The organism is Nocardioides epinepheli (genome assembly GCF_037936805.1).
GTDB lineage: Bacteria > Actinomycetota > Actinomycetes > Propionibacteriales > Nocardioidaceae > Nocardioides.
In genome coordinates, this window is the sequence record NZ_JBBMMC010000013.1 from 67,738 (window position 1) to 93,219 (window position 25,482).

Genomic DNA, 25,482 nt, shown 5'->3' on the forward strand with positions numbered 1-25,482 from the left:
GAGCCGTGGACGCCCCGGGGTCCGACTGGGCGGCCGATCCATGAACTTGTCGGCCGGGATATCGGCCGCGAAGTTCAGGTTTCCCCGGTCGACCGGGGAAATCCCGGCGCCCGGCCCACCACTCACACCAGCGCCCCGTCGAGGACGGTCGGGACGCCGCGCAGGAACGTAGCGCGCACGCTGGCGCCGAGGGTGCGGCCGTGCCAGGGGTTGTTGCGCGAGAGGGAGACCGAGGCGTCGCGATCGACCACCAGCGGGGTGGCCGGGTCGATGAGCACCAGGTTCGCCGGCGCGCCCACCTCCAGCGGACGGCCCTGGTCGGCGAGCCCGGCGATCCGCGCCGGAGTGGCCGACATGACGCGGGCGACGTCGGCCCACGACATCCGGCCCGACTCCACCATCACGGTGGCCACCACGGGCAGGGCCGTCTCGAGGCCGAGCATCCCGAAGGCGGCGTCGACGAAGGCGTGCTCCTTGTCGTGGCGGGCGTGCGGGGCGTGGTCGGTGGCCACGGCGTCGATGGTGCCGTCGGCGAGTGCATCGCGGACGGCGTCGACGTCCTCCTGCGGACGCAGCGGCGGGTTGACCTTGAAGGTGGGGTCGTAGCCGCCGTTCTCGGAGGCGAGCAGGTCGGTGGTGAGCAGCAGGTGGTGCGGGGTGACCTCGGCGGTGACCGCCCAGGTGCCGTCGACGGCGGCCTGCTCCTTGGCCCAGCGCAGCACCTCGACGGTGCCCGCGGTCGAGGCGTGGGCGACGTGGACGCGCGAGCCGGTGTGCCGGGCGAGCATCACGTCGCGAGCGACGATGACCTCCTCGGCGATGCCCGGCCAGCCGGGAAGGCCGAGGCGCCCCGAGAGCTCGCCCTCGTGGCAGCAGGCGGTGGGGCCCGCGAGGTCCGGGTCCTGCGCGTGCTGGCTGACGACGCCGCCGAACGCCTTGACGTACTCCAGCGCCCGGCGCATCACCCGGGCGTCGGCCACGCATCGGCCGTCGTCGGAGAACACCGTGACACCGGCGCGGGAGCGATGCATGAGACCGAGCTCGGCGAGCTCCTCGCCGGCCAGCCCCCGGGTCACCGCTCCCACCGGGTGGACGTCGACCAGCCCGGCGGCGCGGCCGAGGTCGTGGACCCGCTCGGCCGCCTCGGCGGTGTCGGTGACCGGGTTGGTGTTGGCCATGGCCAGCACGGCGGTGTAGCCCCCGACGGCGGCGGCCTGAGAACCGGTGCGGATCGTCTCGGCGTCCTCGCGGCCCGGCTCGCGCAGGTGGGTGTGCAGGTCGACCAGGCCCGGCAGCGCGACCAGGCCGTCGGCGTCGACCACCTGCGCGCCGTCGGCGCTCAACTGGCCGGGGGTGGTGCCGATCTCGGCGATCACGCCGTCGCGCAGGAGCAGGTCGACGGCGTCCTCGCCGAGGAGGCGGGCGCCGGTGAGGAGGACAGGGTTGCTCATGACTCTTCTCCTGCGAGGAGGTGGTAGAGGACCGCCATCCGGATCGCGACCCCGGCCGAGACCTGGTCGAGGACGGCCGACTGGGCGGCGTCCGCGGCGTCGGCGGCGATCTCCAGGCCGCGGTTCATCGGTCCCGGGTGGCAGATGGGGACGTCGGGACCGAGCACTCCGAGGCGGTCGCGGGTGAGCCCGTAGCCGACTGTGTACTCGCGCGGGCTGGGGAAGTAGCCACCGCTCATCCGCTCGCGCTGGACCCGCAGCATCATCACCGCGTCGGCCTCGGGCAGCACCTCGTCGAGGTCGTAGGACGTCGCGAACCCGGCCTGTGCCGACCACGGCCCGATGCCGCTGGGCATCAGCGTCGGCGGGGCGACGACGGTGACCTCGGCGCCGAGCTTGGTCAGGCACAGCACGTTGCTTCGGAAGACCCGGCTGTGGGTGAGGTCGCCGACGATCGCGATCTTCTGGCCCTCCAGGGTGCCGAGGCGGCGTCGGAGGGTGTAGGCGTCCAGCAGCGCCTGGGTCGGGTGCTCGTGGGTGCCGTCGCCGGCGTTGATGACCGCGGCGTCGACCCACTGGCTCACCTGGAGCGCGGCGCCGCTGGCGGGGTGGCGCATCACCAGGGCGTCGACGCCCATCGCGGCGATGGTGAGCACGGTGTCGCGCAGGCTCTCGCCCTTGCTCGCCGAGCTGCCCTTGGCGGCGATGTTGATCGTGTCGGCCGAGAGCCACTTTCCGGCGATCTCGAAGCTGGACCGGGTACGGGTGGAGTCCTCGAAGAACAGGTTGATCACCGTGCGCCCGCGCAGCGCGGGCAACTTCTTGACCTCGCGGCGCTGCACGTCGTGCATCTCCGCGGCGGTGGCGAACAGGGTGTCGATGTCGTCGACGTCCAGGTCGTCGATGCTCAGCAGGTGGCGCCTCATCCGATCCACACCCCCTCGACGTCGTCGGTGTCGGCCAACCGCACCATCACCCGCTCGGTGCGTGCGCTGGGCAGGTTCTTCCCGACGTGGTCGGCCCGGATCGGGAGCTCGCGATGACCGCGATCGACCAGGACCGCGAGCCGGACGACGTCGGGGCGGCCGAGGTCGTTGAGCGCGTCGAGCGCGGCTCGCACGGTGCGCCCGGAGTAGAGCACGTCGTCGACCAGCACCACCGTCTTGCCGTCGATGCCGCCGGGAGGCACCTGCGTCGGGTGCGGGCTTCGGGCCGGATGACGACGCAGGTCGTCGCGGTACATGGTGATGTCGAGCGCGCCGACCGGCACGTCCACGCCCTCGACGTCGCGGATCCGCTCGCCGACCCGCCGGGCCAGCGGCACCCCACGGCTGGGGATGCCGAGCAGCACCAGGTCGGCGGCGCCCTTGTTGCGCTCGAGGATCTCGTGGGCGATCCGGGTCAACGCCCGGGCGATGTCACGGGAGTCGAGGACCGTGCGGCCCTCGGGGTGGACATCAGCATTCGCGTCCGGCTCGGGCTGGGCACACACAGTGCTCCGGACCTCCTTCTCCGCCTCACAGGACGGCTCGTTAAAGGATGTCGATCGCGGTCGACCCTAGCAGCCGCCCCCGCCCCCACCGCCCCTCCTCCCGCGCACCCGAACCTGTGGACAAGCGGCCCGGGCCCGATACTTTGAGGCGTCATCAACCTCGGCCGGGGTCCAGAAGGTTGATAACGCCTCAAACTATCCCGGCCCCATCCACAACCTGCCGTCGCGCGGGATGGCCACGGGACGCCTCGAAGGCGCGCCGAGCCACGCAGAACCCGCGGACTCAGAGCGCTTCGGACATCCCGGCACACGCGCGGAGCCAGGCGCGACGAGTGGCTGCTGAGAGCTGGGCGTAGGGCACCACGGAGCCGGAGACGAGCACCGGGTCGTAGGGCACCCGGTAGACCGCGCGGGTGCGCTGCTCGTAGACGCCGGTGAGGTCGGAGACGAGCTTGGTGTCGACCTTGTCGGAGGGGTCGGACAGCACCGTGACGGCCTTGTGCTTCAGGTCGGTGATGCCGGCGTCCTGGAGGGCGTCGAGCATCCACAGGCCGCTGTAGCCGGTGTCCTCACGCACGGTGCTGGTGACCACGAGCAGGTCGGCGGCGTCCGCGGCGGCCAGCCAGTTCTCGGCGCGCATGTTGTTGCCGGTGTCCACGATGATCACGCGATAGAAGCGCTCGAGCAGCTGATGGACCTCGTTGAAGTCGGAGGCCTTGATCATGCCGGTGACGTCGGGGCGCTCGTCGGAGGCGAGGACGTCGAAGTGTGCGTCGCCCTGGGAGCGCACGAACGCGCCGAGGTCGCCGATGCGCGACTGGTAGACGTCCTTGAACCGCTCGAGGTCCTCCAGCAACTCGCGCGTGGTGTTGCGGTGGGTGCTGCGGGTGCCCCGGATGCCGAGGGTGCCGCGGGTCTCGTTGTTGTCCCACGCGACCACGCCACCGCCGCGCACCGTGCCGAAGGTGTAGCCCGCGGCCAGCACGCCCGTGGTCTTGGCGGCACCGCCCTTGGGGTTGACGAAGGCGATCGTGCGTGGGCCGTCGAAGTCGCGCTGGATCATCGCGCGGTCGTCCTCGTAGGCGCGCTCCTTTGCTCCCATCGCCGGTTTGATCAGGCCACCGGTCCACCGACGCACTCGGCCGCGCCAACCCCACGACGCGGGGCCGAGGCCCTGCTCGCTGTCGCGACGGTCGAGGAAGTCGGTCGCGGTCATGAACCGGCGCGGCTCCCCCGCTGCGGCGACCGGAGCGACGTCGGGCTGGTGGGCGGTCTCGGCCGGTGCCTCCTGGACCGGAGCCGGAACCGGAGCCGGCGCCGGCTCCTGGTGTGGCGGCGCCATCGGCGCAGGCGGAGCGGACGGGGCCGTGGGAGCCGATGACGGCGGCGCCGGGGCGTAGCCGGGCTGCGCGGCGTAGCCGGGCGGTGGGCCGGCCGGGGGCGGACCCGTGGGTCCCGCGCCGCCCGGCCACGGGCCGGCGGAGCCGGCCGGCCCGGCCGGCTGGCCGCGTTCGGCGGGCGGCACCTGATCGCTCACCGGATCTGCGAGATGGTCGCTGAGGTGATCGCTCACGCGCCGCTCCTGTTCACGGGAGTAGTCGTGGAGCTCTTCGGAGGTGAAGAGTCGGTCGCTGGTATCCGACTGGTGCTCGGGCGGGCCCGAGGGTTGCTGCGTCATGGAGTCCTCCGAGAGCTGGCCGAATGCGCCGCTCGACCTTAGACCAACCGGTCGCCGAGCCGGCCGGTCACCGATCGAGGTGACGGGCCCAGGCGAAGCAGAACAGCCCGTAGGCGATGAAGCCCAGGCCCATCAAGATGAGCAGCACCGGGCCGAACGGCTGGTCGAGCACGGTGGTGAGGGCCTGGTCCATGCCGCCGGACTTCTTGGGCTCGTGGCTGATCGCGGCGTAGAGGAACAGTCCGCCGACGATCCCGAGGGCGATGCCCTTCGCGGTGTGCCCGATCCGTCCGAACCACCGGTAGGCGTCGCCGGTCTTGCCGGACTTGCCCTCGCCGTCGAGCTTCTTGAGGTAGCTCTCCCTGTAGGCCTGGACCAGCAGCGCGATCCCGACCCCGATGATGCCCAGGCCGATCAGCCCGACCAGGATCTGACCGCCCGGGAGGTCCATGATCTTGGCGGTCGTGGAGTCGGTGCCCTTCTCGGAGTTGCTCGAGCCGGAGCCGATGGCGATCTTGATCGCGCTGTAGGCGATCACCGCGTACACGATCGCCTTGCCCGCCGAGGCGAGGCGCTTGAAGATCCGCTTCTTGCCCTCCTCGTCCTGGTGGCCGACGGCGGCCTCGATCGCCTGCCAGATCACCAGCAGGATCATCCCGATCCCGATCGCCCAGACCAGGAACTTCCCGAACGGCTGCTCGGCGAGCTGGGCCAGCGCCCCGGAGTTGGAGGCCTCGCCCTCACGGTCTCCGAGCGCCAGCTGGATCACCAGCCAACCGAGGACCAGGTGGACGACGCCGAAGGCGACCAACCCGGCCGCGGCCAGCCAGTCCAGGCTCTTGCTGTCGTTGGCGCTCTGCGCGGCGCCGCGCGCGGAACTTCCTGCCTGAGTCAACGAAGGCCTCCTACAGCCGTCTCGATCGCCCGATGGAACGTCGGATATGCATAGATCATCGTGCCTAGTACGTCGACCGGTACACCCGCATGGACGGCGACGGCCAACGCCCCGAGGATCTCACCACCCGCGGGCCCGACGACGCAGGCCCCGACGAGCACGCCGCGATCGGCGTCCTCGACCACCGTGACGAGACCCCGACCGCCCGGCCCGTGGGTGAATCCGCGCGACGACGCGCCCAGGTCGGCGCGCCCCACGCGCACGTTCAGGCCGGCCTCACGAGCCGCACGCTCGGTGAGCCCGACGCCGCCGACCTCCGGATCGGTGAAGGTCACGTGCGGCACGGCGTGGTAGGCCGCTGCCGGCCCCTCCGCGTCGAGCAGGCCGCGCAGGGCGATCGCCGACTGATACATCGAGACGTGGGTGAAGGCGCCGTGGCCGGTGATGTCGCCGATCGCCCAGAGGCCGGGTGCGCCGGGCACGCGCATCCGGTCGTCGACGTCGAGAGTGCGCTGGTGCGGGTCGAGGCCGACGGTCTCGAGCCCGAGGTCGTCGAGGTTGGGAGTGCGGCCGGCGGCGATCAGGAGTCGGTCGACGGGGACCTCCTCCCCGTCGACGGTGAGCGTGAACAGGCCCCCGGCGTAGTCGACAGCCTCGGTGGTGGCCGAGGTGAGGACGCGGACGCCATCGTCGGCGAGGACGTCGGCGAGCAGGTCGGCCGCCTCCGGCTCGTCGGCGGGCAGCAGCCGTGGGCCGTGCTGGATCAGGGTCACCGCCACCCCGAAGCGCGCGAAGACCTGGGCGAGCTCGCAGCCGATGGGGCCGCCGCCGATGATCGCCAACGACTCCGGCAGCTCGCTGACCCGGACGGCGTCCCGATTAGTCCAGTAGGGCGTGCCGGCCAGGCCGGGGATCGGCGGGGCCGCCGGCCGCGTGCCGGTGTTGAGGACGACGTCGTCCGCCTCGATCGTGCGCACCTCGCCGTCGGGCGTGGTGACCTCGACGCGTCCCGGTCCGGCCAGTCGCGCGACGCCGTGCAGGACCTCGGCACCGGCGTCCTGGAGCCTGCGGACGGCGATCTCGTCGTCCCAGCCGGTGGTGGCCTCGGCGCTGATCCGGTGCGCCACCGGCGTCCAGTCCGGGGTGAGCGTCACCTCGCCGGCCAGCTCGCCGGCGTAGCGCGCCTCGGCGAGAGTCCCGGCCGCGCGAACCATCATCTTGGTGGGGATGCACCCGTAGTAGGGGCACTCCCCTCCGACGAGATGCCGGTCGATGGCGACGACCCGCTTCCCCGCGTTCGCGGCACCGGTGGCGAGCGCCTCACCACCGGGGCCGAGTCCGATCACGACGACGTCGGCCTGCAGGTCGGCCGCGCTGGTCTCCATACGTGCAGTCTGTCACCGCTCGGGCGCGGTGCGACCCCCTCGAGGGGCCGGCGCGGGTCAGCTCTCCTGCGGCGCGATGCCGGCGCGCTGGATCGCGCCCAGGACGCCGTTGACGAAGCTCGGCGAGTCGTCGGTGGACAGGTCGCGCACCAGCGCGACGGCCTCGGAGATCGCGACCGTGTCCGGGACGTCGTCGCCGTGCAGCATCTCCCACAGCCCGAGCCGCAGGACGTTGCGGTCGACGGCGGGCATCCGGTCGAGCGTCCAGCCCTCGGCGTACTGCGCGAGCACCTCGTCGAGACGCGAGGTCTCCTCGGCGACACCGCGCACCAGCGTCTCGGTGTAGGGGTTGGTCGGTGCCTCGCCGGCCGCGACGACCCGATCGAACGCCTCGACCGGCGTCTCGCCCCGCATCTCGGCGGAGTAGAGGAGGTCCAGTGCCCGGCGCCGCGCCTTGGAACGGGCGGCCATCAGCGGGTCCTCACGACTTGACGCGACCCATGTAGGAGGAGTCGCGGGTGTCGACCTTGACCTTCTCGCCCTGGTTGATGAACAGCGGCACCTGGATCTCGTGGCCGGTCTCGAGGGTGGCCGGCTTGGTGCGGCCGGTGGCGGAGTCACCGGCGAGGCCGGGCTCGGTGAAGGTGATGACGAGCTCTACCGAGGCGGGCATCTCGATGAACAGCACCCGGCCGTCGTTGGTGGCCACGACCGCCTCCTGGTTCTCCAGGAGGAAGTTCGCGGCGTTGCCGACGATGTCGGGGCCGATCTCGAGCTGCTCGTAGGAGTCGGTGTCCATGAAGACGTAGGAGGTGCCGTCGTTGTAGAGGTACTGCATGCTGCGCCGGTCGACCGTCGCGGTCTCGACCTTGGTGCCGGCGTTGAAGGTCTTGTCGACGGTCTTGTTCGACTCGACGTTCTTCAGCTTGGTGCGCACGAACGCCGGGCCCTTGCCGGGCTTGACGTGCTGGAACTCCACCACGGACCACAGCTGTCCGTCGATGTTGAGAACCATGCCGTTCTTGAGGTCGTTCGTGGTGGCCATGCGCAGACGACACCTTCACTGTTCGAGGGACTTGTATGACGAGCTGACTCGCGGGGTGCGCAGGCCCAACCGACCCGGACACCAGCGCTGGAGTCTACTGGCCCGCGCCCCGACGCTCCGATTCGGCGTCCGTGTGGCTGGTGGTGCCGGTGACAGCGGTGGGACCGACGCGTGTTCGTGGGGCTCGTGGCTACTGGTGTGGCGTCGGCCGGGATAGTTTGAGGCGTTATCAACCTCCGGGGGCCATCGAGAGGTTGATGACGCCTCAAACTATCCCCGCCGCGCCGCTACCCGGCTCGGCGGCGTGCGGTCGACGGATTCCCCGTCACCACGGCTGCCGTGACGCCGTGATTTGGTGTGCCATGGTTACCGGGTGGACGACCCGGGCGAGCGGCTCGAAGGGGGCCGCGACCTCGGCGCCTACCTCGTCGACAGCACCGTACGACGAGTGGCCCGACCCCACACGCCGACCGTGCACAACCTGCTGCGCCACCTGGCCGAAGTCGGCTTCGCGGGGGCTCCCCGCGTGATCGGCTATGACGCGCTCGGTCGCGAGGAGTTGACCTATCTCCCCGGCGAGACCGTCGGGGCCGAGTTCCCGTGGCCGGCATGGGTGCACGGAGACCACGCTCTGCTCGAGGTCGCGCGCTGGCTCCGCGACTATCACCGCGCCGTCGCGACCTTCGAGCCCCGTCCCGGATCGGTGTGGCGCGAGGGCGGTGTGTGGCGTCCGGGCCTGATCGTCGCCCACGGCGACCCGGGCCCTTACAACGCGGTTTGGAACGGCGACCTGGTCGGCTTCATCGACTGGGACAACGCCGCCCCAGTCGCACGTGCCGACGATCTGGCCTGGACGGCGTTCTCGTGGGTGCCGCTCCACAGCCCAGCGCTCGCACGCAAGGAGGGATTTCGCGAGCCGACCCGGCGTCGCGAGCGGCTGAAGATGTTCCTCGACGCCTACGGCGGGCACGACCTCAACGACGTCCTCGACAGGCTCGACAGGCTGCTCGTTGAACGCGTCTTGGCGATGGGGCAGCAGGCGGCTGCCGGCGACGCGGCCTACCGTCGCCTGCTCGACGACGGCTACGCACAGCACCTGGAGAACGCCCGGTCGACTTTGCGGGACCTCTAGCCGAGGGACGCCGCTACCCGGCTCGGCGTGAGCGGCGGCGGTACTCGTCCAGGACGGCTTCCAGATCGGCGTCCGGCGCTGAATCACAGGCGATCAGCCGTCGAACCTGGCCGGTGCGCCACAGATACTCGTCGAGGGTCTCGGGGGCCGGAGACCAGGACGGACGCTCCAGGGTCCACGAACGCCCGCGCTCGGGGGCGAAGCGCGCTCGACGGCGGGTGGCGAGGATCCTTGCGCCGGCCGCGGCTCTCGAGTCACCGGACACGGCCTCGACGTACTCGAGCCCATGCGCCCGGAAGGCCTCCTCCCGGACGACGTCGCGGCGATGGCGATCACGGCCGCGGTGGATCTCTCCCGAGTACTCCCCCACCAGACCGGCCACGGGGTCGAACAGGTCGGGGATCCCGATGAGACGGCCGGAGCGGTCGTAGACCGACACGTTGACCAGGGGCTCGTCGAGGCGTGCGACCTGACACCACACCAGCCGCCACCAGGTCTCCCGAGGCGACCGGCTCTCATCGACGGCGAGCGAGGCCGCCTCGCGCGCGAGGGGGACGCCGTCGCGCGAGTTGCAGAATCCGAGGAACGTGGCGAACAGCCAGACCGAGATCAGGCGCGCCGCCGCGGTCATGTCGATGGCCTGGACGGCCGACCACAGGTCGTCGCGGCGATGGATCTCGTCGAGCAGGGCGCGCTGCGTCGTGGCGACCGGGAGTCCATCGACGGTCTCCACCTCCTGGCATCCGACCGCTCGACGGCGGGTGATGATCGCATCGCGTGAGCGGATCGAGGTGTCGCACGGGACGACGAGCTCCACCGGCTCGACCCCGTCGCCGGCAGGTCCGGTTCCCCCGAAGTAGGCGGCCCCACGCCAGCGCAGTGCCGCCCAGCCGGTCACGAACCCTCGCCGCCAGTTGCCCTCGAACGGGGCAGCGGCATCCAGGATCCGTTGCTCGACCGAGTCCGGCCGATCAGCCGGCACATACAGGGCGCGGCCGACCCGGTCGTACCGCGGCCCGCTCGCCGTCCGCCAGGTCAGACCCGCGTCCGACCCCGTGCGCCCCACACGGACCGGACGTACCAGATCGGCCGGACGTCGACACGTCGGTCGCCACTCTCCCCGCGCCATCCGCAAGGTCTCGCCCAGCGGTCCGCAACCTAATCCGGCGGTCTCGCTGCCTGTGGATGAGCGCCTGGCGCCGGGATACTTTGAGGCGTTATCAACCTGGAGACACCCCGAGAAGGTTGATTACGCCTCAAAGTATCCCGGGCTCGTCCACAGCCGGGTCGGCTCAGGTACCGGCGAGGACGTCGAGAGCCATCCGGTAGCCGTCGATGCCGTGGCCGGAGATCACCTCGAGGGCGTGGGGGGTGACCACGGAGGTGTGGCGGAACTCCTCGGGGCGTTGGAGGGGGGCGGAGAGGTGGACCTCGATCAACGGGGCGGTGAGCTGGGCGCAGGCGTCGTAGAGGGCATAGGAGTAGTGAGTCCAGGCGGCGGCGTTGAGGATGACCGGAGTCTGGTCGTCGGCGGCGGTGTTGAGCCAGTCGAGGAGGTCGCCCTCGTGGTTGGTCTGGCGGACCTCGACCTCGAGCCCGCGTTCGGCGCCCCACGCCATGCAGAGGGCGGCGAGCTCGTCGTGGGTGGTGGTGCCGTAGATCTCGGGCTGGCGGCGGCCGAGGCGGCCGAGGTTCGGGCCGTTGAGCACCAGCACGCGGGCGCTCACGGGGCTACCCCCGAGATCGCCTCGTAGGCCGCGCGCAGGTGCTCCTCGGACGGTCCGGCCAGGATCCGCGGCCGGCCGACGTCGTCGAGGACGACGAAGCGCAGCACCGCGCCGCGGGACTTCTTGTCGACCCGCATCGTGGCGAGCAGGTCCTCGAACGACGCGCCGGCGTAGGTGACGGGCAGCCCGACCCGGGCGAACGCCGTCCGGTGGCGCTCGACGACGTCGGCGGGCAGGTCGGCGGCGCGGTGGGCGAGCTCGGCGACGTAGACGCAGCCGATCGCGACCGCCTCGCCGTGCCGGATGCCGTAGGACTCGGCCCGCTCGATCGCGTGGGCGAGGGTGTGGCCGTAGTTGAGCGCCTCGCGGCCCGGGTGGGCGCCGGTGGCCTCGGAGCCGCCGGCCTCCTTGAGGTCGCCGACCACGACGTCGATCTTCACTGCGATCGCGCGCTCCACCAGCTCGCGAAGCACCGGGGACGACGGCTCGAGGTCGTCCGGCTCGGCCGTCTCGACCAGGCGCAGGATCTCGGGGTCGGCGATGAAGCCGCACTTGACGACCTCGCCGAGCCCCGCGACGAGCTCGTCGCGCGGCAGCGTCTCGAGCAGCGCGAGATCGCACAGGACGCCGCTGGGCTCGTGGAACGCGCCGACCAGGTTCTTCCCCGCGGCGGTGTTGATGCCGGTCTTGCCGCCGACCGCCGCGTCGACCATCGCCAGCAGCGTGGTGGGCACGTGCACGACGCGCACCCCGCGCAGCCAGGACGCCGCGACGAAGCCGCCGAGGTCGGTGGTCGCTCCCCCGCCGAGCGTCACCACGACGTCGGAGCGGGTGAAGCCCTCCTCGCCGAGCGCCTCCCAGCAGTCGTTGGCGACCTCGGCGGTCTTGGCCTCCTCGCCGTCGGGGACGACGAGCACCGTCACCTCGCGTCCGTCCAGGGCCTCCAGCAGCGGTGCGGCGACGTCCTCGGCCAGCTCGGACATCGCCTCGGGGCAGATCACCGCGACGCGGAGCGCGTCGCCGACCATCGGTCCGAGCCGGTCGGCGAGGTGGTAGCCCACGACGACGTCGTAGGGCGAGTCGCCGCCGACGTGCAGGACGGTGTCGGGGGCATGGTCGTTCATGCGAGCGCCTCCTGGATCTTGGCGGCCACCTCGTCGGGGGTCAGGTCGTCGGTGTCGACGGTGAGCGTGGCCACCGACTCATAGATCGGCGCGCGCTCCTCCAAGGTCGCCTTGATCCGGGCCCGGACGTTGCCGAACAGCAGCGGCCGCCCCGAGCCCAGCCCGACTCGGCGCACCGCCTCGCTCAGCCCGACCCGGAGGAACACGACCCGGTGTCCGGACAGACGTTCGCGCGTCGACTCCTCGAGCACCGCGCCCCCGCCCAGTGACAGCACGCCGGTGTGGCTCGAGAGTGCCTCGGCCACCGCCTCGCGCTCGAGCGCGCGGAAGTGTGCCTCGCCGGAGTCGACGAAGATGTCGGAGATGCTGCGCCCCTCGGCGGCCTCGACGTCGGCGTCGGTGTCGCGAGCCTCGACGTCGTAGGCCCGCGCCAGCAGCGCCGCCACCGTGGACTTGCCCGAGCCCGGCGGGCCGACCAGGACCAGGACCGGGCCGCTCACCGGTACCTCAACGCGTCGAGGTAGCCCTGGTAGTTGCGCCGGGTCTCCTCGACCGAGTCGCCGCCGAACTTCTCGACGACCGCGTCGGCGACCACCAGGGCCACCATCGCCTCGGCGACGATGCCGGCGGCGGGGACGGCGCAGACATCGGAGCGCTGGTGGTGGGCGACGGCCTCCTCGCCGGTGGCGACGTCGACGGTGCGCAGCGCGCGCGGCACGGTGGCGATCGGCTTCATCGCCGCGCGGACCCGCAAGGCCTCACCGGTGGTCATGCCGCCCTCGGTCCCCCCGGAACGACCGGATGTGCGCCGGATGCCGTCGCCGGTGGGCACGATCTCGTCGTGGGCCTGCGAGCCCGGCGTCGCGGCCAGCTCGAAGCCGTCGCCCACCTCGACGCCCTTGATCGCCTGGATGCCCATCAAGGCTCCGGCCAGGCGTGAGTCGAGCCGCCGGTCCCAGTGCACGTGCGACCCGAGGCCGGGCGGCAGCCCGTAGACCAGCACCTCGACGACGCCGCCGAGGGTGTCGCCGTCCTTGTGGGCCTGGTCGATGCGAGCCACCATCGCCGCCGACGCCTCGGCGTCCAGGCAGCGCACCGGGTCGTCGTCGAGCCGGACGACGTCGTCGGGCTCGGGGAGGACGCCGGCCGGCGCGCGCACCCCGCCGAGCTCGATCACGTGCGAGACGATCCGCGCGCCCACGGCCTGCTCGAGGAAGTTCGCCGCGACCCGGCCGAGCGCCACCCGCGCCGCCGTCTCCCGGGCGCTGGCCCGCTCGAGGATCGGCCGGGCCTCCTCGAAGTCGTACTTCTGCATGCCGGCGAGGTCGGCGTGCCCGGGCCGCGGGCGGGTCAGCGGCGCATTGCGCGCCTGCGACTCCAAGACCTCCGCCGACACCGGGTCGGCGGCCATCACGCTCTCCCACTTGGGCCACTCGGTGTTGCCGACGATGATCGCCACCGGACCGCCCTGGGTGCGTCCGTGCCGGACGCCGCCGGTGATCGTGACCTGGTCCTGCTCGAACTTCATCCGGGCCCCGCGGCCGTAGCCGAGCCGTCGGCGGGCCAGGGAGTCGGCGATGTCGGTCGAGGTCACCTCGACGTGGGCCGGCAGGCCCTCGAGGATCGCGACCAGGGACGGGCCGTGGGACTCACCCGCGGTCAACCAGCGCAGCATGGGTCAAGTCTCCCAGAGCCGCAGCGAGGCTCGGCACCGGTCACGATCCGGCGAGACCGCTCAGGATCGAGGCACCCCACACGATGCCGACGAGGGCGCCGACGGCCATGAAGGGCCCGAACGGCAACTGCGTCTTGAGGGCCGCGAGGTCGCGGCGCACCAGGGCCAGCACCAGGCCCGGAACGGCCAGCAGCAGGAAGCCGGAGTACATCCCGACGATGAACTGCGGCCACCCGAGATAGCCGAGCACCAGCCCGAGCAGCGCCGCCAGCCGGACGTCGCCGAAGCCCATCCCGGCCGAGTGGATCCGCCACAGCAGCCAGAAGAAGGACCGGCCGATCAGCAGGGCGAGCAGGCCACGCCACAGGTCGCTCCACTCGGCGACGAGCGCGGCGTGGAGGACGACGAGGACGAGCATCACGGCGGTCGTGGGCAGGACGATCCGCGAGGGCAGCAGCCGGGTCCGCAGATCGATGAGGCTCAGCGCCACGACCACGGGGACCAGCGGCACCAGGCCGACCAGCAGCCACGACCAGCCCACCGACCAGCCGACCAGGGCGCCGGCCGCCGCCGAGGCGAGCATCGCGGACGGCGCGAACCAGCCCAGTCCGGCGAGGACGTCGTAGCGCTCCTTGGGCCCTTCGGCGCGCTCTGCCTCGCTCAGCTCCTCCTCGGGTCGCGGCTCGGGCTCGGGCAGCCGCCGCACCAGCTGGGGCGACAGGTAGCCGCCGATCCCGGCCAGCACGCCGGCGAGGATCGCGGCCTGGACGTCGGTCATGCGCGGGACGCGAGCGCCGCCGCACCGGCCTCGCGCATCACCTCCAACGCAGCGGTGCCACCGGTGAACAGCTCGACCTGGAGCGCGGCCTGGTGCACCAGCAGGTCCAGGCCGCTCACGAGCACCCGGCCTCCGGCCTCGGCGGCCTCGGCGAGCGGCGTGGGCCAGGGGTCGTAGAGCACCTCGAAGACCACCGGCACCGCAGAGTCGGTGACCGCGCGACGGACCAGGTCCGGGGTCTGGGCGGCGACCGGGATCGTGGAGACCAGGACCTCTCCGGTGTCGTGCCCGGCGTTGTCGGCGTCATGCCTCGCATCGTGTCCCAGAGCACCGACAGTCACGGTGGGCGCCGACGCATGGGCCGCGATCGCCGCGGCCGTGGTGGCCGCGCGCTCGGGCGAGCGGGCCAGCAGCCGGATCTCCCGCGCGCCGAGATCGCACATCGCCAGGCCGACCGAGGACGCCGTCGCACCGGCGCCGAGGATCGTCACCCGCTCGACGTCCCCGGAGAAGCGCTCACGCACCGCCGCCGCCGCGCCGGGCAGGTCGGTGTTGTCCAGCGACGCACCGGACCCACCGCTGCCGAACACCACCGTGTTGGCGGCGTGCGCGAGGTCGACCCGGGGCGAGCGGGCGGCGACCAGGTCGAGCACCTCGCGCTTGAGGGGCATGGTGAGCGAGAGCCCCCGCCACCCGTCGGCGTCGTCGAGGGAGGAGAGGAAGTCGGCCAGCCCGCCGGCCGGCACCCGGATCGCCTCGTAGGTCCAGTCCAGGCCCAGTGCGGCGTAGGCGGCCCGGTGCAGCACCGGCGAGAGCGAGTGCGCGATCGGGTCGCCGAGCACCGCGCACCTCATCGACACCGCGCACGCACCCCCGCAGCCGCCGTCAGCACAGGGGCGACCGGTCGCAGAACGCGTCGAGCTCCGCCTCGATGACGGCGAACTCCTCCGGAGTGGTGGCGAACTTGGTCTTCCCGGTCTTCAGGTTCACCGTGACGTAGTAGAACCACGGGCCCTTGGCCGGGTTGACCGCGGCCTTCAGGGCCGCCGGCGACGGCGTCGCGATGGGCCCCGGCGGCAGGCCGGGCTGCTTGTAGGTGTTGTACGGGTTGTCGGCGACGGCCTCGATCTCCGCGAAGGTCCGACGTGCCACCTTGTCGCCGTAGATGAAGTCGATCGTGGCATCCAGTGCCAGATAGCCACGACTCGGGTTGGCATCGCCCTCGGTCTCGAGCCGGTTGTAGATGACGCGGGCGATCTGGGCCTTGCCCTGCTCGTCGAGCAGGCTGCCCTCGGCCTGGATCAGGCTGGCGATCGTCACCAGGTCGTGCTCGCTGTAGCCGAGCTTCTTCGAGGCCGCGGGCAGGCCGGCCTCCTTGATCTGCTGCTTGGACGCCGTCACCATCTGCGCCAGGATCGAGGCGGCGCTGGTGTCGTCGAAGATCAGGTAGCTGCCGGGCGCCAGGTAGCCCTCCGGATTGCCGTGGGCGCTGGCGGGCAGGCCCAGCGCCTTGGGGTCCTTCAGGGCCGCCTCGAAGTCGGCGCGCGGGATCTCGGTGTCGCGGGCGAGCAGGTCGACGATCTCCTTGACCGTCTTCCCGGCCGTGAACGTGTACTGCATGCCTCGCGTCTCTCCGGACACGAGGAGGCTCACGACGTCGGCGGCAGCCATCTTCTTCTTCAGCCGGTACAGGCCCTGCTGGATGCTGCCGGACTTGTCGTTGGCCTTGGCGGCTTCGACGAAGGCGTCGGTGGAGGCCACCACGTCCAGGCCCTGCAGGTTCTGGGCCATCACCGAGATGCTGTCGCCGGGAGCCACCTCGAAGGTGACCGCGTCGCCGCCCGGCCCTGCGTAGTCCTTCGGCTCGGAGGCGAAGGGGTTGGAGATGTCGAGGGAGCGGACGACGAAGAAGCCACCCACGACGATGAGCGTCAGGACGATAAGGATCGGCAGGCAGCCCGACCGTCGACGGGGCGCGCGATGGCCCGAACCGCTGTGGTCGGTTCCGCTGTCCGAGGAGTCCCCGAAGAGGGAGCCGCTCGCGGCGTTCCCATGATCGTGCTCAGACATCCGGCTCCTCGTCGAGTGCCACCAGTTCGCCCGGCGCCTGGCCGGTGGTTCGTTCGCTGTCGAGGGCGTGTTGCAGGATCAGCACGGCCGCCGCCTGGTCCACGACCGCCCGGCGCTTGCTGCCCTTGGTGCCCCGGTCGCGCAGCATAGCCTCCGCCGAGACCGTCGTCAGACGTTCGTCGACCAGGCGCACCGGCACCGGCGCGATCGACGTCGCCAGCCGATCGGCGAACTCGCGCGTCTTGGCCGCCGCCGGTCCCTCACCGCCCGAGAGCGAGCGGGGCAGCCCCATCACCACCTCGAGCACACCGCTGCCGGTCTCCTCGCCGAGCTCGGCGAGCACCGCGCGGATGCGACGCAGGTCGCCCTTTCCGCGCCGCACCGTCTCCACCGGCGTCGCGAGGAAGCCGCTGGGATCGCTGCGTGCCACGCCGATCCGGGCATCGCCGGGGTCGATTCCGAGACGGACCCCGTGCCTCACCGGCTGCCCGCGCCGGAGACGGTCGCGGTGACCGCCGCCAGTGCCTCGTCGATGCGCGTGACGTCGCCGCCGCCGCCCTGCGCGACGTCGGCCTTGCCGCCGCCCTTGCCGTCCACGAACGGCGCGACCGCGCGCACCAGGTCGTTGGCGCTCAGCCCGCGCTCGCGAGCCGACTCCGTGGTGGCCGCCACCACCGAGGCCTTGCCGTCGGCGACGCCGATGATCACCACCGCGCCGGGCCGGTCGTGCGGCAGCCGGCCCCGGACGTCGAGGGCGAGGGTCCGCACATCGCCTCCCCCGGCGCCGTCGATGCGCCGGGCGACGACCGCGACGCCGTCGACGTCGACGGCCTGCTCGGCCAGCGCGGCCCCGCCGGCCAGCAGCTGCTGCATCCGGGCGCGCTCGAGCTCCTTCTCCGCCGAGCGCAGCCGCTCGACCAGGTCGCCGACGCGGCCGACGAGGTCGTCGGGCTGGGTCTTGAGGAGTCCGGTGAGCTGGCCGACGACGTCGCGCTCGCGGGCCAGGTAGGCGAAGCCCTCGACCCCGGTGAACGCCTCGATGCGGCGGTTGCCCGAGCCGACCGAGGCCTCGCCGGTGACGACGACGGTGCCGATCTGGGAGGAGTGGTCGACGTGCGTGCCACCGCACAGCTCGCGCGACCACGGCCCGCCGATCTCCACGACGCGCACCTTGCTGGTGTCGTAGGTCTCGCCGAAGAGGGCGACCGCGCCCCACTCCTTGGCCTCGGGCAGGGTCATGTACTGCCAGCCGACCGGGAGGTCGGCGCGCAGCGCCCGGTTGGAGACGTCCTCGATGTCGCGGACCTGCTCGGGCGTCAGCGCGGTGGTCCAGCCGAAGTCGAGGCGCAGATAGCCGGGCCGGTTGTAGGAGCCGGACTGCAGCGCGCTGGGGCCGAGCACCTCACGCAGCGCCGCGTGCACGACGTGGGTGCCGGAGTGGGCCTGCCGCGCGCCGAGGCGCCACTCGGGGTCGACCTGTGCGTGCAGTCCCCCGGCGACGTCGGCGGGAAGCTCGCCGTCGACGACGCGCACCTGGTGGACCACCAGCCCGCGCACCGGGCGCTGCACGTCGAGGACCTCGAGCCGGCCGCCGTCGAACTCGATGATGCCGGCGTCGGCGGCCTGACCGCCCGACTCGGCGTAGAACGGCGTCCGGTCGAGCACGATCTCGCCGACCTCGCCGTTGCCCAGCGCCGCGACGCGCTCGCCGCCGCGCAGGAGGGCGAGCGGGCGGGACTCGGTGGACAGGGTCTCGTAGGCCAGCCACTCGGTCGGCCCGTGCTCGTCGAGGACGGCGCGGTAGGCACCGGTGTCGGCGTGCTGGCCGCGCTTGGCCTTGGCGTCGGCCTTGGCGCGTTCGCGCTGCTCGGCCATCAGCGTGCGAAAGCCCGCCTCGTCGACGCTCAGGCCGGCCTCGGCGGCCATCTCGAGGGTGAGGTCGATCGGGAAGCCGTAGGTGTCGTGCAGCGCGAAGGCCTGGTCGCCCTCGAGGCGGCTGCCGCCGGCGGCCTTCACCTTGTCGGCGGCGAGGTCGAAGATGGTGGTGCCGGCCTGGAGGGTCTTGCGGAAGGTCTCCTCCTCGGCGTAGGCGACCCGCGAGATCCGGTCCCAGTCGGTGTGGAGGTCGGTGTAGGTCTCCCCCATCTTGTCGCGGCTGATCGGCATCAGCTCGGGCAGGGCGGGGTCCTCGTAGCCGAGCAGCCGCATCGAGCGGACCGCGCGGCGCAGCAGCCGGCGCAGCACGTAGCCGCGCGCCTCGTTGCCGGGGGTCACGCCGTCGCCGATGAGCATCATCGAGGAGCGGACGTGGTCGGCGACCACCCGGAACCGGATGTCGTCGATGTGGCCCTCCGCGCCGCCCGCGCCGTAGCGGCGTCCGGTGAGCTCCATCGCCCGCTCGATGACGGGGTACATCACGTCGATCTCGTACATGTTCTCGACGCCCTGGGTCATGAAGGCGACCCGCTCGAGGCCCATGCCGGTGTCGATGTTGCGCCTGGGCAGGGAGCCGGCGATGTCGAAGTCCTCCTTGGACCGCACCGCGCTGAGCTCGTCCTGCATGAACACCAGGTTCCAGAACTCCAGGTAGCGGTCCTCGGCGGAGAAGTCGCCGTCGGGGCCGTAGGCGGGCCCACGGTCGATGAGGATCTCCGAGCACGGGCCGCCCGGGCCGGGCACGCCCATCGACCAGTAGTTCTCCTTCGGGCCGAGCCGGATGATCCGGTCGTCGTCGAAGCCGGTCGTCTTGCGCCACAGGGCCACGGCCTCGTCGTCGCCGTCGAGCACCGAGGGGTAGAGCAGCGACTCGGCGAAGCCGAAGCCACCCTCGGACTGCGGCTTGGTGATCAGGTCCCAGGCGAGCTCGATCGCCTGCTCCTTGAAGTAGTCGCCGAAGGAGAAGTTGCCGCACATCTCGAAGAACGTGCCGTGCCGGGTCGTCTTGCCGACGTCCTCGATGTCGGGCGTGCGCACGCACTTCTGGATGCTGGTCGCCCGGTCGTAGGGCGGCGTCTCCTGGCCGAGGAAGTAGGGCTTGAACGGCACCATGCCGGCGTTGACGAACAGCAGGTTCGGGTCGTCGAGCAGCATCGAGGCCGAGGGGACGGGGGTGTGTCCGGCGCGCTCGAAGTGCGCGAGGAACCTCCGTCGGATCTCCGCGGTGTCCATCAGCTGCGTCCTGCTTCCTTCTCGGTGGGTTGGTCTGTGGGTCGGTCGGTGGCCCGGTCTGTGGGCCGGCCCGGGTGCGGCCCGGTCGACTCACCTCGAGCCTGCTCGGGTGCGGTGAGCTCGCGCCGCTCGGCATGCTCAGTGAGCGCCAGTCCGAGGCGGGGACGCAACTCGGTTTCGGCGTCGGCCTTGCCCTGGGCGACCTCGTCGCGGAAGATCCGCGCGCCGACGACGGCGGCGCCGACCCGGTCGCGGAGCCCGTCGACGGTGAAGATCTCCGCGGCTCGCTTGGCCCGCACCACGACATAGGCCCCGGCACCGGCACCTGCCGCGAACCAGAGTGCACGTCCCCTCATCCTGGAATCACGCTCATGCGGCATCCTCGTCGAACGTGGCGACGTCGACCGGGCCGGCGGAGCCCTGCTCGCGCCGGGCGCGGCGCACCTCGGCGCGCCGCTGCTTGCGAGCACGCTTGACCTCGCGACGCATCTCATGGCGGATCCGGAAGCGCACCTCGGGCGAGAGCGCCCGGCGCAGCCCCGCGGCGAGCGAGGCCGCCTGGACGGCGCTCTCCCGGAGCACGAGATCGGCGAACACCGGGGCCTCGACGGCCGGAACGGGCGCGTTCTCGGGCTCCACGTCACCGAGGCGGGTGATCACGTACTCGGGTGAGTCGTCCACAGGACGGCGCGCCTGGGACGCGAGCCGGCGCTCGACGTCGGCGACCTGACCGGCCAGCGTGTCGATCCGGGCGACCAGCGCGGCCTCGACCGCGGCGCTGTGCGCCCGCGTGGAGCGCAGTGCGCGGCCCACCCGCCTCAGGGCCACGCCGAGCGCCACCAGCCCGAGGACGACCAGGACCGCGGTCGCGATCACGACCACGGCCGGCACGTTCCAGTCCTCACCCACGACGTCCGACTCTATCGTCCGCGGATGATGCGCCGAATCCGCTCCCAGCGCTCCTTGATCGAGGACTCCGCGCCGAACTCGGTGGGCTGGTAGTACTCAGCGTCCGCGACGACGTCGGGGGCGTACTGCTGCTCGGCGATGCCGAACGGCGCGTGGTGGCTGTAGGCGTAGCCCTTGCCGTGACCGATCTTCTTCGAGCCCTCGTAGTGCGCGTCGCGCAGGTGGGATGGCACCGGGCCGACCTTGCCGGCCCGTACGTCCCCTTGAGCGGCACGCAGCGCGTTGATCACCGCGTTCGACTTCGGGGCCACCGACAGCGCGATCACCGCCTGCGCCAGGTTGAGCCCGGCCTCCGGCATCCCGATCAGCTGGACGGCCTGGGCGGCAGCCACCGCCGTGGTGAGGGCGGTGGGGTCGGCCAGCCCGATGTCCTCGCTGGCCAGGATCACCAGGCGGCGGGCGATGAACCGCGGATCCTCCCCCGCCTCGATCATCCGCGCGAGGTAGTGCATCGCGGCGTCGGCGTCGGAGCCACGGATCGACTTGATGAACGCGCTGGTGACGTCGTAGTGCTGGTCGCCCTGCCGGTCGTAGCGCACCGCGGCGCGATCGACGGCGGTCTCGGCGGTCTCCAGGTCGATCCGGGACGAGCCGCGCGAGGTGGCCGCACCGGCCGCGGCCTCCAGGTAGGTGAGCGAACGCCGGGCATCGCCCCCGGCCAGGCGCACGAGGTGGTCGACGGCGTCGTCGTCGATCTCGTAGGCGCCGGCCAGGCCCCGCTCGTCGGTGACGGCGGCGTCGATGACCGCACGCACGTCGTCGTCGGAGAGCGACTCGAGGCGCAGCAGCAGGCTGCGGGAGAGCAGCGGGGAGATCACGGAGAAGAACGGGTTCTCGGTGGTCGCGGCGACCAGGGTGACCCAGCGGTTCTCGACCCCGGGCAGCAGCGCGTCCTGCTGGGCCTTGCTGAACCGGTGCACCTCGTCGACGAAGAGCACCGTCTCCTCGCCACCGCGGACCAGGTCGGCGCGGGCGGCCTCGATGGCGGCGCGGACCTCCTTCACCCCGGCCGAGACCGCCGAGATCTCCACGAACCGGCGTCCGGTCTGGTTGCTCAGGATCGAGGCGATCGTGGTCTTTCCGGTGCCCGGCGGCCCCCACAGGAGCAGCGACATCGACTGGTCGCCCTCGATCAGCTGGCGCAGCGGCGACCCCGGGGTGCGCAGCTGCGCCTGCCCGGCGAGCTCGTCGAGGGTGCGGGGTCGCATCCGGACCGCGAGCGGCGCATTGGCGTGGGTGGTCGCGGTCAGCGAACCGCCACCACCGCCACGACCAGCAGCCCCACTCCCGCGCGAGCGGGGTGGGGCTGGCGGCTCGACGGGGGCGTCGAAGAGGGCGTCAGGCTCGTCCAAACGTCCTCGTGTTCACGTCGAACCAGGTGTCGTCGTAGCCCGGCTTGTTGATGACTTCCTTCGACGGCGAGGCGCCCGGCTCGGGGCTGCCGGTCCGGTCGACGCCGAGGAGCCCGGCCGTGAGCGGCTCGGTCGGGTGGTGCCCCACCGGTCCCGGGAAGTGGCAGGCGACCTTGTGGCGCGGGCCGATCTGGAGCAGCGGTGGCTCGTGCTTGGCGCAGATCTCCTGGGCGATCGGGCATCGGGTACGGAACCGGCAACCCGATGGCGGGTTGATGGGGCTCGGCACGTCGCCCTCGAGCCGGATCCGCTCGCGGCGGCCGCCGATGGTGGCCTGCTTGACGTCGGGCACGGCCGACAGCAGCGCCTGGGTGTAGGGGTGCGCCGGGTGCTCGTAGATGCTCTCGCGGTCGCCGATCTCCACGATCTTGCCGAGATACATCACCGCGATCTCGGGGCAGAAGTGCCGCACCACGGCGAGGTCGTGGGCGATGAAGAGGAAGGCGACGTTGAACTCGGTCTGGATGTCTTGGAGCAGGTTGATGACCTGCGCCTGGATCGACACGTCCAGCGCGGAGACCGGCTCGTCGGCCACCATCAGCTTCGGCTGGAGGGCCAGCGCGCGGGCGATGCCGATGCGCTGACGCTGTCCGCCGGAGAACTCGTTGGGGTAGCGGTTGTAGTGCTCGGGGTTGAGGCCGACGACCTCGAGGAGCTCCTGGACGCGACCGAGGACCTGGTTCTTCGGCACCATGTCGTGGACCTGCAGGGGCGTGCCGACGATCGTGCCGACGGTGTGCCGCGGGTTCAGCGAGCTGTAGGGGTCCTGGAAGATCATCTGCACCTCGCGGCGCAGCGGCTTCATCTCCTTGTTGTCCAGCGAGGCGAGGTCGTGACCCTCGAACATCATCGAGCCGGAGGTCGGCTTGTACAGCCGGGTGATGAGCCGACCGGTGGTCGACTTGCCGCAGCCCGACTCGCCCACCAGGCCCAGTGATCCGCCCTCCGGCACCTCGAAGGAGACGCCGTCGACGGCCTGGACGTGGCCGATGGTGCGGCGGACCACACCGCCCGACTTCACCGGGAAGTACATCTTGAGGTTGTTGACCGTCAGGATCGGTGGCGCGCTCGGATCGAGCTTGGCCGCCGAGTGGGTCTGCTCGACCAGCTCGGTGAAGGTCTCGGTGACGACCGGCTCCTCGTCGGGGTCCCCGGGGGTGTCGAGCGCCTTCTTCTCGAGTCGGGCTCGCGTGGCGGCATCGACGCTCGGGTCGCCGACCGGCTCGCTGCGGGCGCCGCCGGCGTAGGTCACCGGAGGCGGGTCGGTGGGCGGAGCATCCGGGTAGTCGGGCTGATCGGGGCTCTCTGAGCGCGAATGCGACATCAGCTCTCCTCGGCAAGGTCGGGGGCGATCACCGGCAGCACCTCAGCAGCGTAGACCGCGTCGGGGTCGGCGAGGTGGCAGCGCTTGAGGTGGTGCGCACCGCGGCCGCCGGGTCGCATCTCGGGCAGCTTGGTGGCGCACAGGTCGCCGCCCACCTTGTCGCTGTGGGTGCACCGGGCCTCGAAGGCGCAGCCGATCGGCGGGTTGAGCATGCTCGGCGGGGTGCCGGGGATCGGGATCATCCGGGCGTTCGGGTCGGAGGTCACATCCGGCACGCTCGAGAGCAGGCCCCAGGTGTAGGGCATCTCCGGGTGCGAGAGGATCTCGCGGCAGGAGCCGTACTCGACGGCTCGTCCCGAGTACATCACCAGGACGTCGTCGGCCATCTCGGCGATCACGCCGAGGTCGTGGGTGATGATGACGATCGCGGAGTTGAACTCCTTCTGGAGGTCCTGGAGGAGATCGAGGATCTGGGCCTGGACCGTCACGTCCAGGGCGGTGGTCGGCTCGTCGGCGATGAGCAGCGCGGGGTCGTTGATGAGACCCATCGCGATCATCACCCGCTGCCGCATGCCCCCGGAGAACTGGTGCGGGAAGTCGTCGACCCGGCTGTGCGGCTCGGGGATGCCGACGCGGTCGAGCATCTCGATGGCCCTGCGTCGGGCGTCGCGCTTGTTGGCGCCGGGATGGTGGATCTGGTAGGCCTCGGCCAGCTGCGCGCCGACCCGGTAGAACGGGTGGAGGGCGGCCAGGGCGTCCTGGAAGATCATCGCCGTGCTGTTGCCGCGCATCGCGCGCATCTTCTGGTCCGAGAGACCGACGACCTCCATGCCGTCGACCTTGATCGAGCCGGTGATGCGAGCGGTACGGGCGTCGTGGAGTCCGAGCACCGCCATGCTCGAGACCGACTTGCCCGATCCGGACTCGCCGACGATGCCGAGGGTCTTGCCGAGCTCGACGCTGTAGCTGAGGTTGCTGACCGCGTGCACGAGACCGTCGGCGGTGGGGAACTTCACCGTCAGGTCGTTGACCTCGAGGTAGGGCGCGTCGGCCTTGCCGGCGGGGCCGCCGGCGTCTGGCGTCTTCTCCAGGGTGGTCATCCGAGCCTCACTCGCGGGTCGAGGAACCCGTAGGTCAGGTCGACCAACAGGTTGGAGATCACGATCAGCAGCGATCCGACCAGGACGGTAGCGGTGATCACCGGTAGATCGAGCGGGGCGCGCAGGGCCAGCAGCCCCCAGCGGCCGATGCCGTCGATGTCGAAGATGAACTCGGTGAAGATGGTGCCGCCGAGCAGCACGCCGAAGTCGAGACCGAAGATGGTGATGATCGGGACGATCGCCGCTCGCAGGGCGTGCTTGGTGAGCACCGAGTGTCCGGGCAGGCCCTTGGCCTTGGCGGTGCGGATGTAGTCGTCACCGAGAGTCTCGACCATCTGACCACGAGTGAATCGGGCATAGGCCGGGGCGCTGGCGATGCCGAGCACCAGACACGGCAGGAGCAGCCCGGTGAAGGTCTTGAAGGGATTCTCGGTGATCGGGAAGTAGCCGGTCTCGGGGAAGATCGACCATTGCTGGGTCAGGTAGATCCACGCCAGCAGACACATCAGGTAGTAGGGCACCGAGGAGACCAGCAGGCTGCCCGAGACCAGCAGGCGATCGGCGATGGTGCCACGTTTGGAGGCGGCGAAGACGCCGATGAGCACGCCGAGTATGAGATAGGTGAGCGAGCCGCCGATCGCGACGAGCAGTGTGGGCACCAGACGCTTCTTCAGCTCGCTGGTGACCTCCTGCCCGTTGGCGAAGGAGATCCCGAGGCACGGTGCCGCGCAGTCGTACTGCTTCGAGCCGACCGTCACCTCTCGGCCTGCCACGACTCCCTTCATGAAGGTGCCGTAGGCCTCGAACACGTTCTTGTCGAGTCCCATGTTGTGCTCGATGGCAGCCAACCGCTCGGGGGTGCACTTGCCCTGGGCGTCGCACACCGGCTTGGCCGGGTTGCTGGGCCCGAGGTAGAAGATGGCGAACACCACGAACGAGGCGAGCAGGATGACCAGGAGTGAGGACATCAGTCGCCTCACCACGAATCCCAACATCTTGATGTCCTTCCCTCGTCGCCCTCGGGGCGGTCGTGTCGCGGAGGCTGGTTGTCACCGCC

The 25,482-nt window shown here is 71.4% G+C and carries 25 protein-coding genes; 1 reads left to right on the forward strand and 24 read right to left on the reverse strand.

What is annotated here, in order from left to right:
• Positions 1 to 122: 122 nt before the first annotated feature.
• The 8 genes from WMR31_RS16930 to efp all read right to left on the reverse strand — a co-directional run bounded on the left by WMR31_RS16930 (position 123) and on the right by efp (position 7,946).
• Positions 123 to 1,451 (reverse strand): dihydroorotase, encoded by a 1,329-nt coding sequence (locus WMR31_RS16930; RefSeq protein ID WP_340540049.1) that lies wholly within the window; start codon positions 1,449 to 1,451, stop codon positions 123 to 125.
• Positions 1,448 to 2,377, reverse strand: coding sequence for an aspartate carbamoyltransferase catalytic subunit (locus tag WMR31_RS16935; RefSeq protein WP_340540050.1), 930 nt, complete (start codon positions 2,375 to 2,377; stop codon positions 1,448 to 1,450). Before WMR31_RS16935 ends, WMR31_RS16930 begins: the two co-directional genes overlap by 4 nt.
• Positions 2,374 to 2,943, reverse strand: a complete 570-nt coding sequence (gene pyrR, locus WMR31_RS16940) for a bifunctional pyr operon transcriptional regulator/uracil phosphoribosyltransferase PyrR (protein WP_340540051.1) — start codon at positions 2,941 to 2,943, stop codon at positions 2,374 to 2,376. The genes WMR31_RS16935 and pyrR overlap by 4 nt, the downstream gene beginning before the upstream one ends.
• A gap of 283 nt (positions 2,944 to 3,226) precedes the next feature.
• Positions 3,227 to 4,516 (reverse strand): MinD/ParA family ATP-binding protein, encoded by a 1,290-nt coding sequence (locus WMR31_RS16945; RefSeq protein WP_340540052.1) that lies wholly within the window; start codon positions 4,514 to 4,516, stop codon positions 3,227 to 3,229.
• Between the two features lie 172 nt (positions 4,517 to 4,688).
• A complete protein-coding gene (locus WMR31_RS16950) occupies positions 4,689 to 5,516 on the reverse strand; it encodes a DUF1206 domain-containing protein (protein ID WP_340540053.1) in 828 nt (275 codons plus the stop codon).
• On the reverse strand, positions 5,513 to 6,901 hold the full coding sequence (locus WMR31_RS16955) for a dihydrolipoyl dehydrogenase family protein (RefSeq protein WP_340540054.1): 1,389 nt from the start codon (positions 6,899 to 6,901) through the stop codon (positions 5,513 to 5,515). The genes WMR31_RS16950 and WMR31_RS16955 overlap by 4 nt, the downstream gene beginning before the upstream one ends.
• A 57-nt stretch (positions 6,902 to 6,958) precedes the next feature.
• A complete protein-coding gene (gene nusB / locus WMR31_RS16960) occupies positions 6,959 to 7,372 on the reverse strand; it encodes a transcription antitermination factor NusB (RefSeq protein WP_340540055.1) in 414 nt (137 codons plus the stop codon).
• A 10-nt stretch (positions 7,373 to 7,382) separates the two neighbouring features.
• Positions 7,383 to 7,946, reverse strand: a complete 564-nt coding sequence (gene efp / locus WMR31_RS16965) for an elongation factor P (protein WP_340540056.1) — start codon at positions 7,944 to 7,946, stop codon at positions 7,383 to 7,385.
• Between the two features lie 373 nt (positions 7,947 to 8,319).
• Here efp and WMR31_RS16970 point away from each other — a divergent pair, with 373 nt between their 5' ends.
• Positions 8,320 to 9,078, forward strand: a complete 759-nt coding sequence (locus WMR31_RS16970) for a phosphotransferase (RefSeq protein ID WP_340540057.1) — start codon at positions 8,320 to 8,322, stop codon at positions 9,076 to 9,078.
• 13 nt (positions 9,079 to 9,091) lie between these two features.
• Here the strand turns inward: WMR31_RS16970 and WMR31_RS16975 are convergent, their stop codons facing one another.
• The 16 genes from WMR31_RS16975 to WMR31_RS17050 all read right to left on the reverse strand — a co-directional run bounded on the left by WMR31_RS16975 (position 9,092) and on the right by WMR31_RS17050 (position 25,420).
• Positions 9,092 to 9,976, reverse strand: coding sequence for a hypothetical protein (locus WMR31_RS16975; protein WP_340540058.1), 885 nt, complete (start codon positions 9,974 to 9,976; stop codon positions 9,092 to 9,094).
• 394 nt (positions 9,977 to 10,370) lie between these two features.
• Complete coding sequence (locus WMR31_RS16980; protein WP_340540059.1) at positions 10,371 to 10,805, reverse strand: type II 3-dehydroquinate dehydratase; 435 nt, start codon at positions 10,803 to 10,805, stop codon at positions 10,371 to 10,373.
• On the reverse strand, positions 10,802 to 11,929 hold the full coding sequence (aroB, locus tag WMR31_RS16985; protein WP_340540060.1) for a 3-dehydroquinate synthase: 1,128 nt from the start codon (positions 11,927 to 11,929) through the stop codon (positions 10,802 to 10,804). Before aroB ends, WMR31_RS16980 begins: the two co-directional genes overlap by 4 nt.
• A complete protein-coding gene (locus WMR31_RS16990) occupies positions 11,926 to 12,429 on the reverse strand; it encodes a shikimate kinase (protein ID WP_340540061.1) in 504 nt (167 codons plus the stop codon). Before WMR31_RS16990 ends, aroB begins: the two co-directional genes overlap by 4 nt.
• A complete protein-coding gene (aroC, locus tag WMR31_RS16995; RefSeq protein ID WP_340540062.1) occupies positions 12,426 to 13,604 on the reverse strand; it encodes a chorismate synthase in 1,179 nt (392 codons plus the stop codon). Before aroC ends, WMR31_RS16990 begins: the two co-directional genes overlap by 4 nt.
• A 40-nt stretch (positions 13,605 to 13,644) precedes the next feature.
• Entirely contained in the window at positions 13,645 to 14,382 is a 738-nt protein-coding gene (locus WMR31_RS17000) for a prepilin peptidase (RefSeq protein ID WP_340540063.1), read from the reverse strand.
• The gene (locus tag WMR31_RS17005) at positions 14,379 to 15,236 is read right to left on the reverse strand and encodes a shikimate dehydrogenase (protein WP_340540065.1); all 858 of its coding nucleotides are present in this window, start codon (positions 15,234 to 15,236) and stop codon (positions 14,379 to 14,381) included. The genes WMR31_RS17000 and WMR31_RS17005 overlap by 4 nt, the downstream gene beginning before the upstream one ends.
• A 31-nt stretch (positions 15,237 to 15,267) precedes the next feature.
• Positions 15,268 to 16,452, reverse strand: coding sequence for an endolytic transglycosylase MltG (gene mltG, locus WMR31_RS17010; protein ID WP_340540066.1), 1,185 nt, complete (start codon positions 16,450 to 16,452; stop codon positions 15,268 to 15,270).
• Positions 16,445 to 16,933: a Holliday junction resolvase RuvX gene (gene ruvX / locus WMR31_RS17015; protein WP_340540067.1), complete on the reverse strand. Its 489-nt coding sequence runs from the start codon at positions 16,931 to 16,933 to the stop codon at positions 16,445 to 16,447. Before ruvX ends, mltG begins: the two co-directional genes overlap by 8 nt.
• Positions 16,930 to 19,620, reverse strand: coding sequence for an alanine--tRNA ligase (gene alaS, locus WMR31_RS17020; RefSeq protein WP_340540068.1), 2,691 nt, complete (start codon positions 19,618 to 19,620; stop codon positions 16,930 to 16,932). The genes ruvX and alaS overlap by 4 nt, the downstream gene beginning before the upstream one ends.
• Positions 19,620 to 19,976, reverse strand: coding sequence for a DUF6167 family protein (locus WMR31_RS17025; RefSeq protein WP_340540069.1), 357 nt, complete (start codon positions 19,974 to 19,976; stop codon positions 19,620 to 19,622). The genes alaS and WMR31_RS17025 overlap by 1 nt, the downstream gene beginning before the upstream one ends.
• A 13-nt stretch (positions 19,977 to 19,989) precedes the next feature.
• Positions 19,990 to 20,529, reverse strand: a complete 540-nt coding sequence (locus WMR31_RS17030) for a hypothetical protein (RefSeq protein WP_340540070.1) — start codon at positions 20,527 to 20,529, stop codon at positions 19,990 to 19,992.
• 11 nt (positions 20,530 to 20,540) lie between these two features.
• Positions 20,541 to 21,797 (reverse strand): replication-associated recombination protein A, encoded by a 1,257-nt coding sequence (locus tag WMR31_RS17035; RefSeq protein WP_445321642.1) that lies wholly within the window; start codon positions 21,795 to 21,797, stop codon positions 20,541 to 20,543.
• Between the two features lie 130 nt (positions 21,798 to 21,927).
• Entirely contained in the window at positions 21,928 to 23,109 is a 1,182-nt protein-coding gene (locus WMR31_RS17040; RefSeq protein WP_340540126.1) for an ABC transporter ATP-binding protein, read from the reverse strand.
• A 215-nt stretch (positions 23,110 to 23,324) separates the two neighbouring features.
• Positions 23,325 to 24,425: an ABC transporter ATP-binding protein gene (locus WMR31_RS17045; RefSeq protein WP_340540071.1), complete on the reverse strand. Its 1,101-nt coding sequence runs from the start codon at positions 24,423 to 24,425 to the stop codon at positions 23,325 to 23,327.
• Positions 24,422 to 25,420 carry an ABC transporter permease gene (locus tag WMR31_RS17050; protein ID WP_340540072.1) on the reverse strand — a complete coding sequence of 333 codons (999 nt, stop codon included), beginning with the start codon at positions 25,418 to 25,420 and terminating at the stop codon, positions 24,422 to 24,424. The genes WMR31_RS17045 and WMR31_RS17050 overlap by 4 nt, the downstream gene beginning before the upstream one ends.
• Positions 25,421 to 25,482 lie beyond the last annotated feature (62 nt).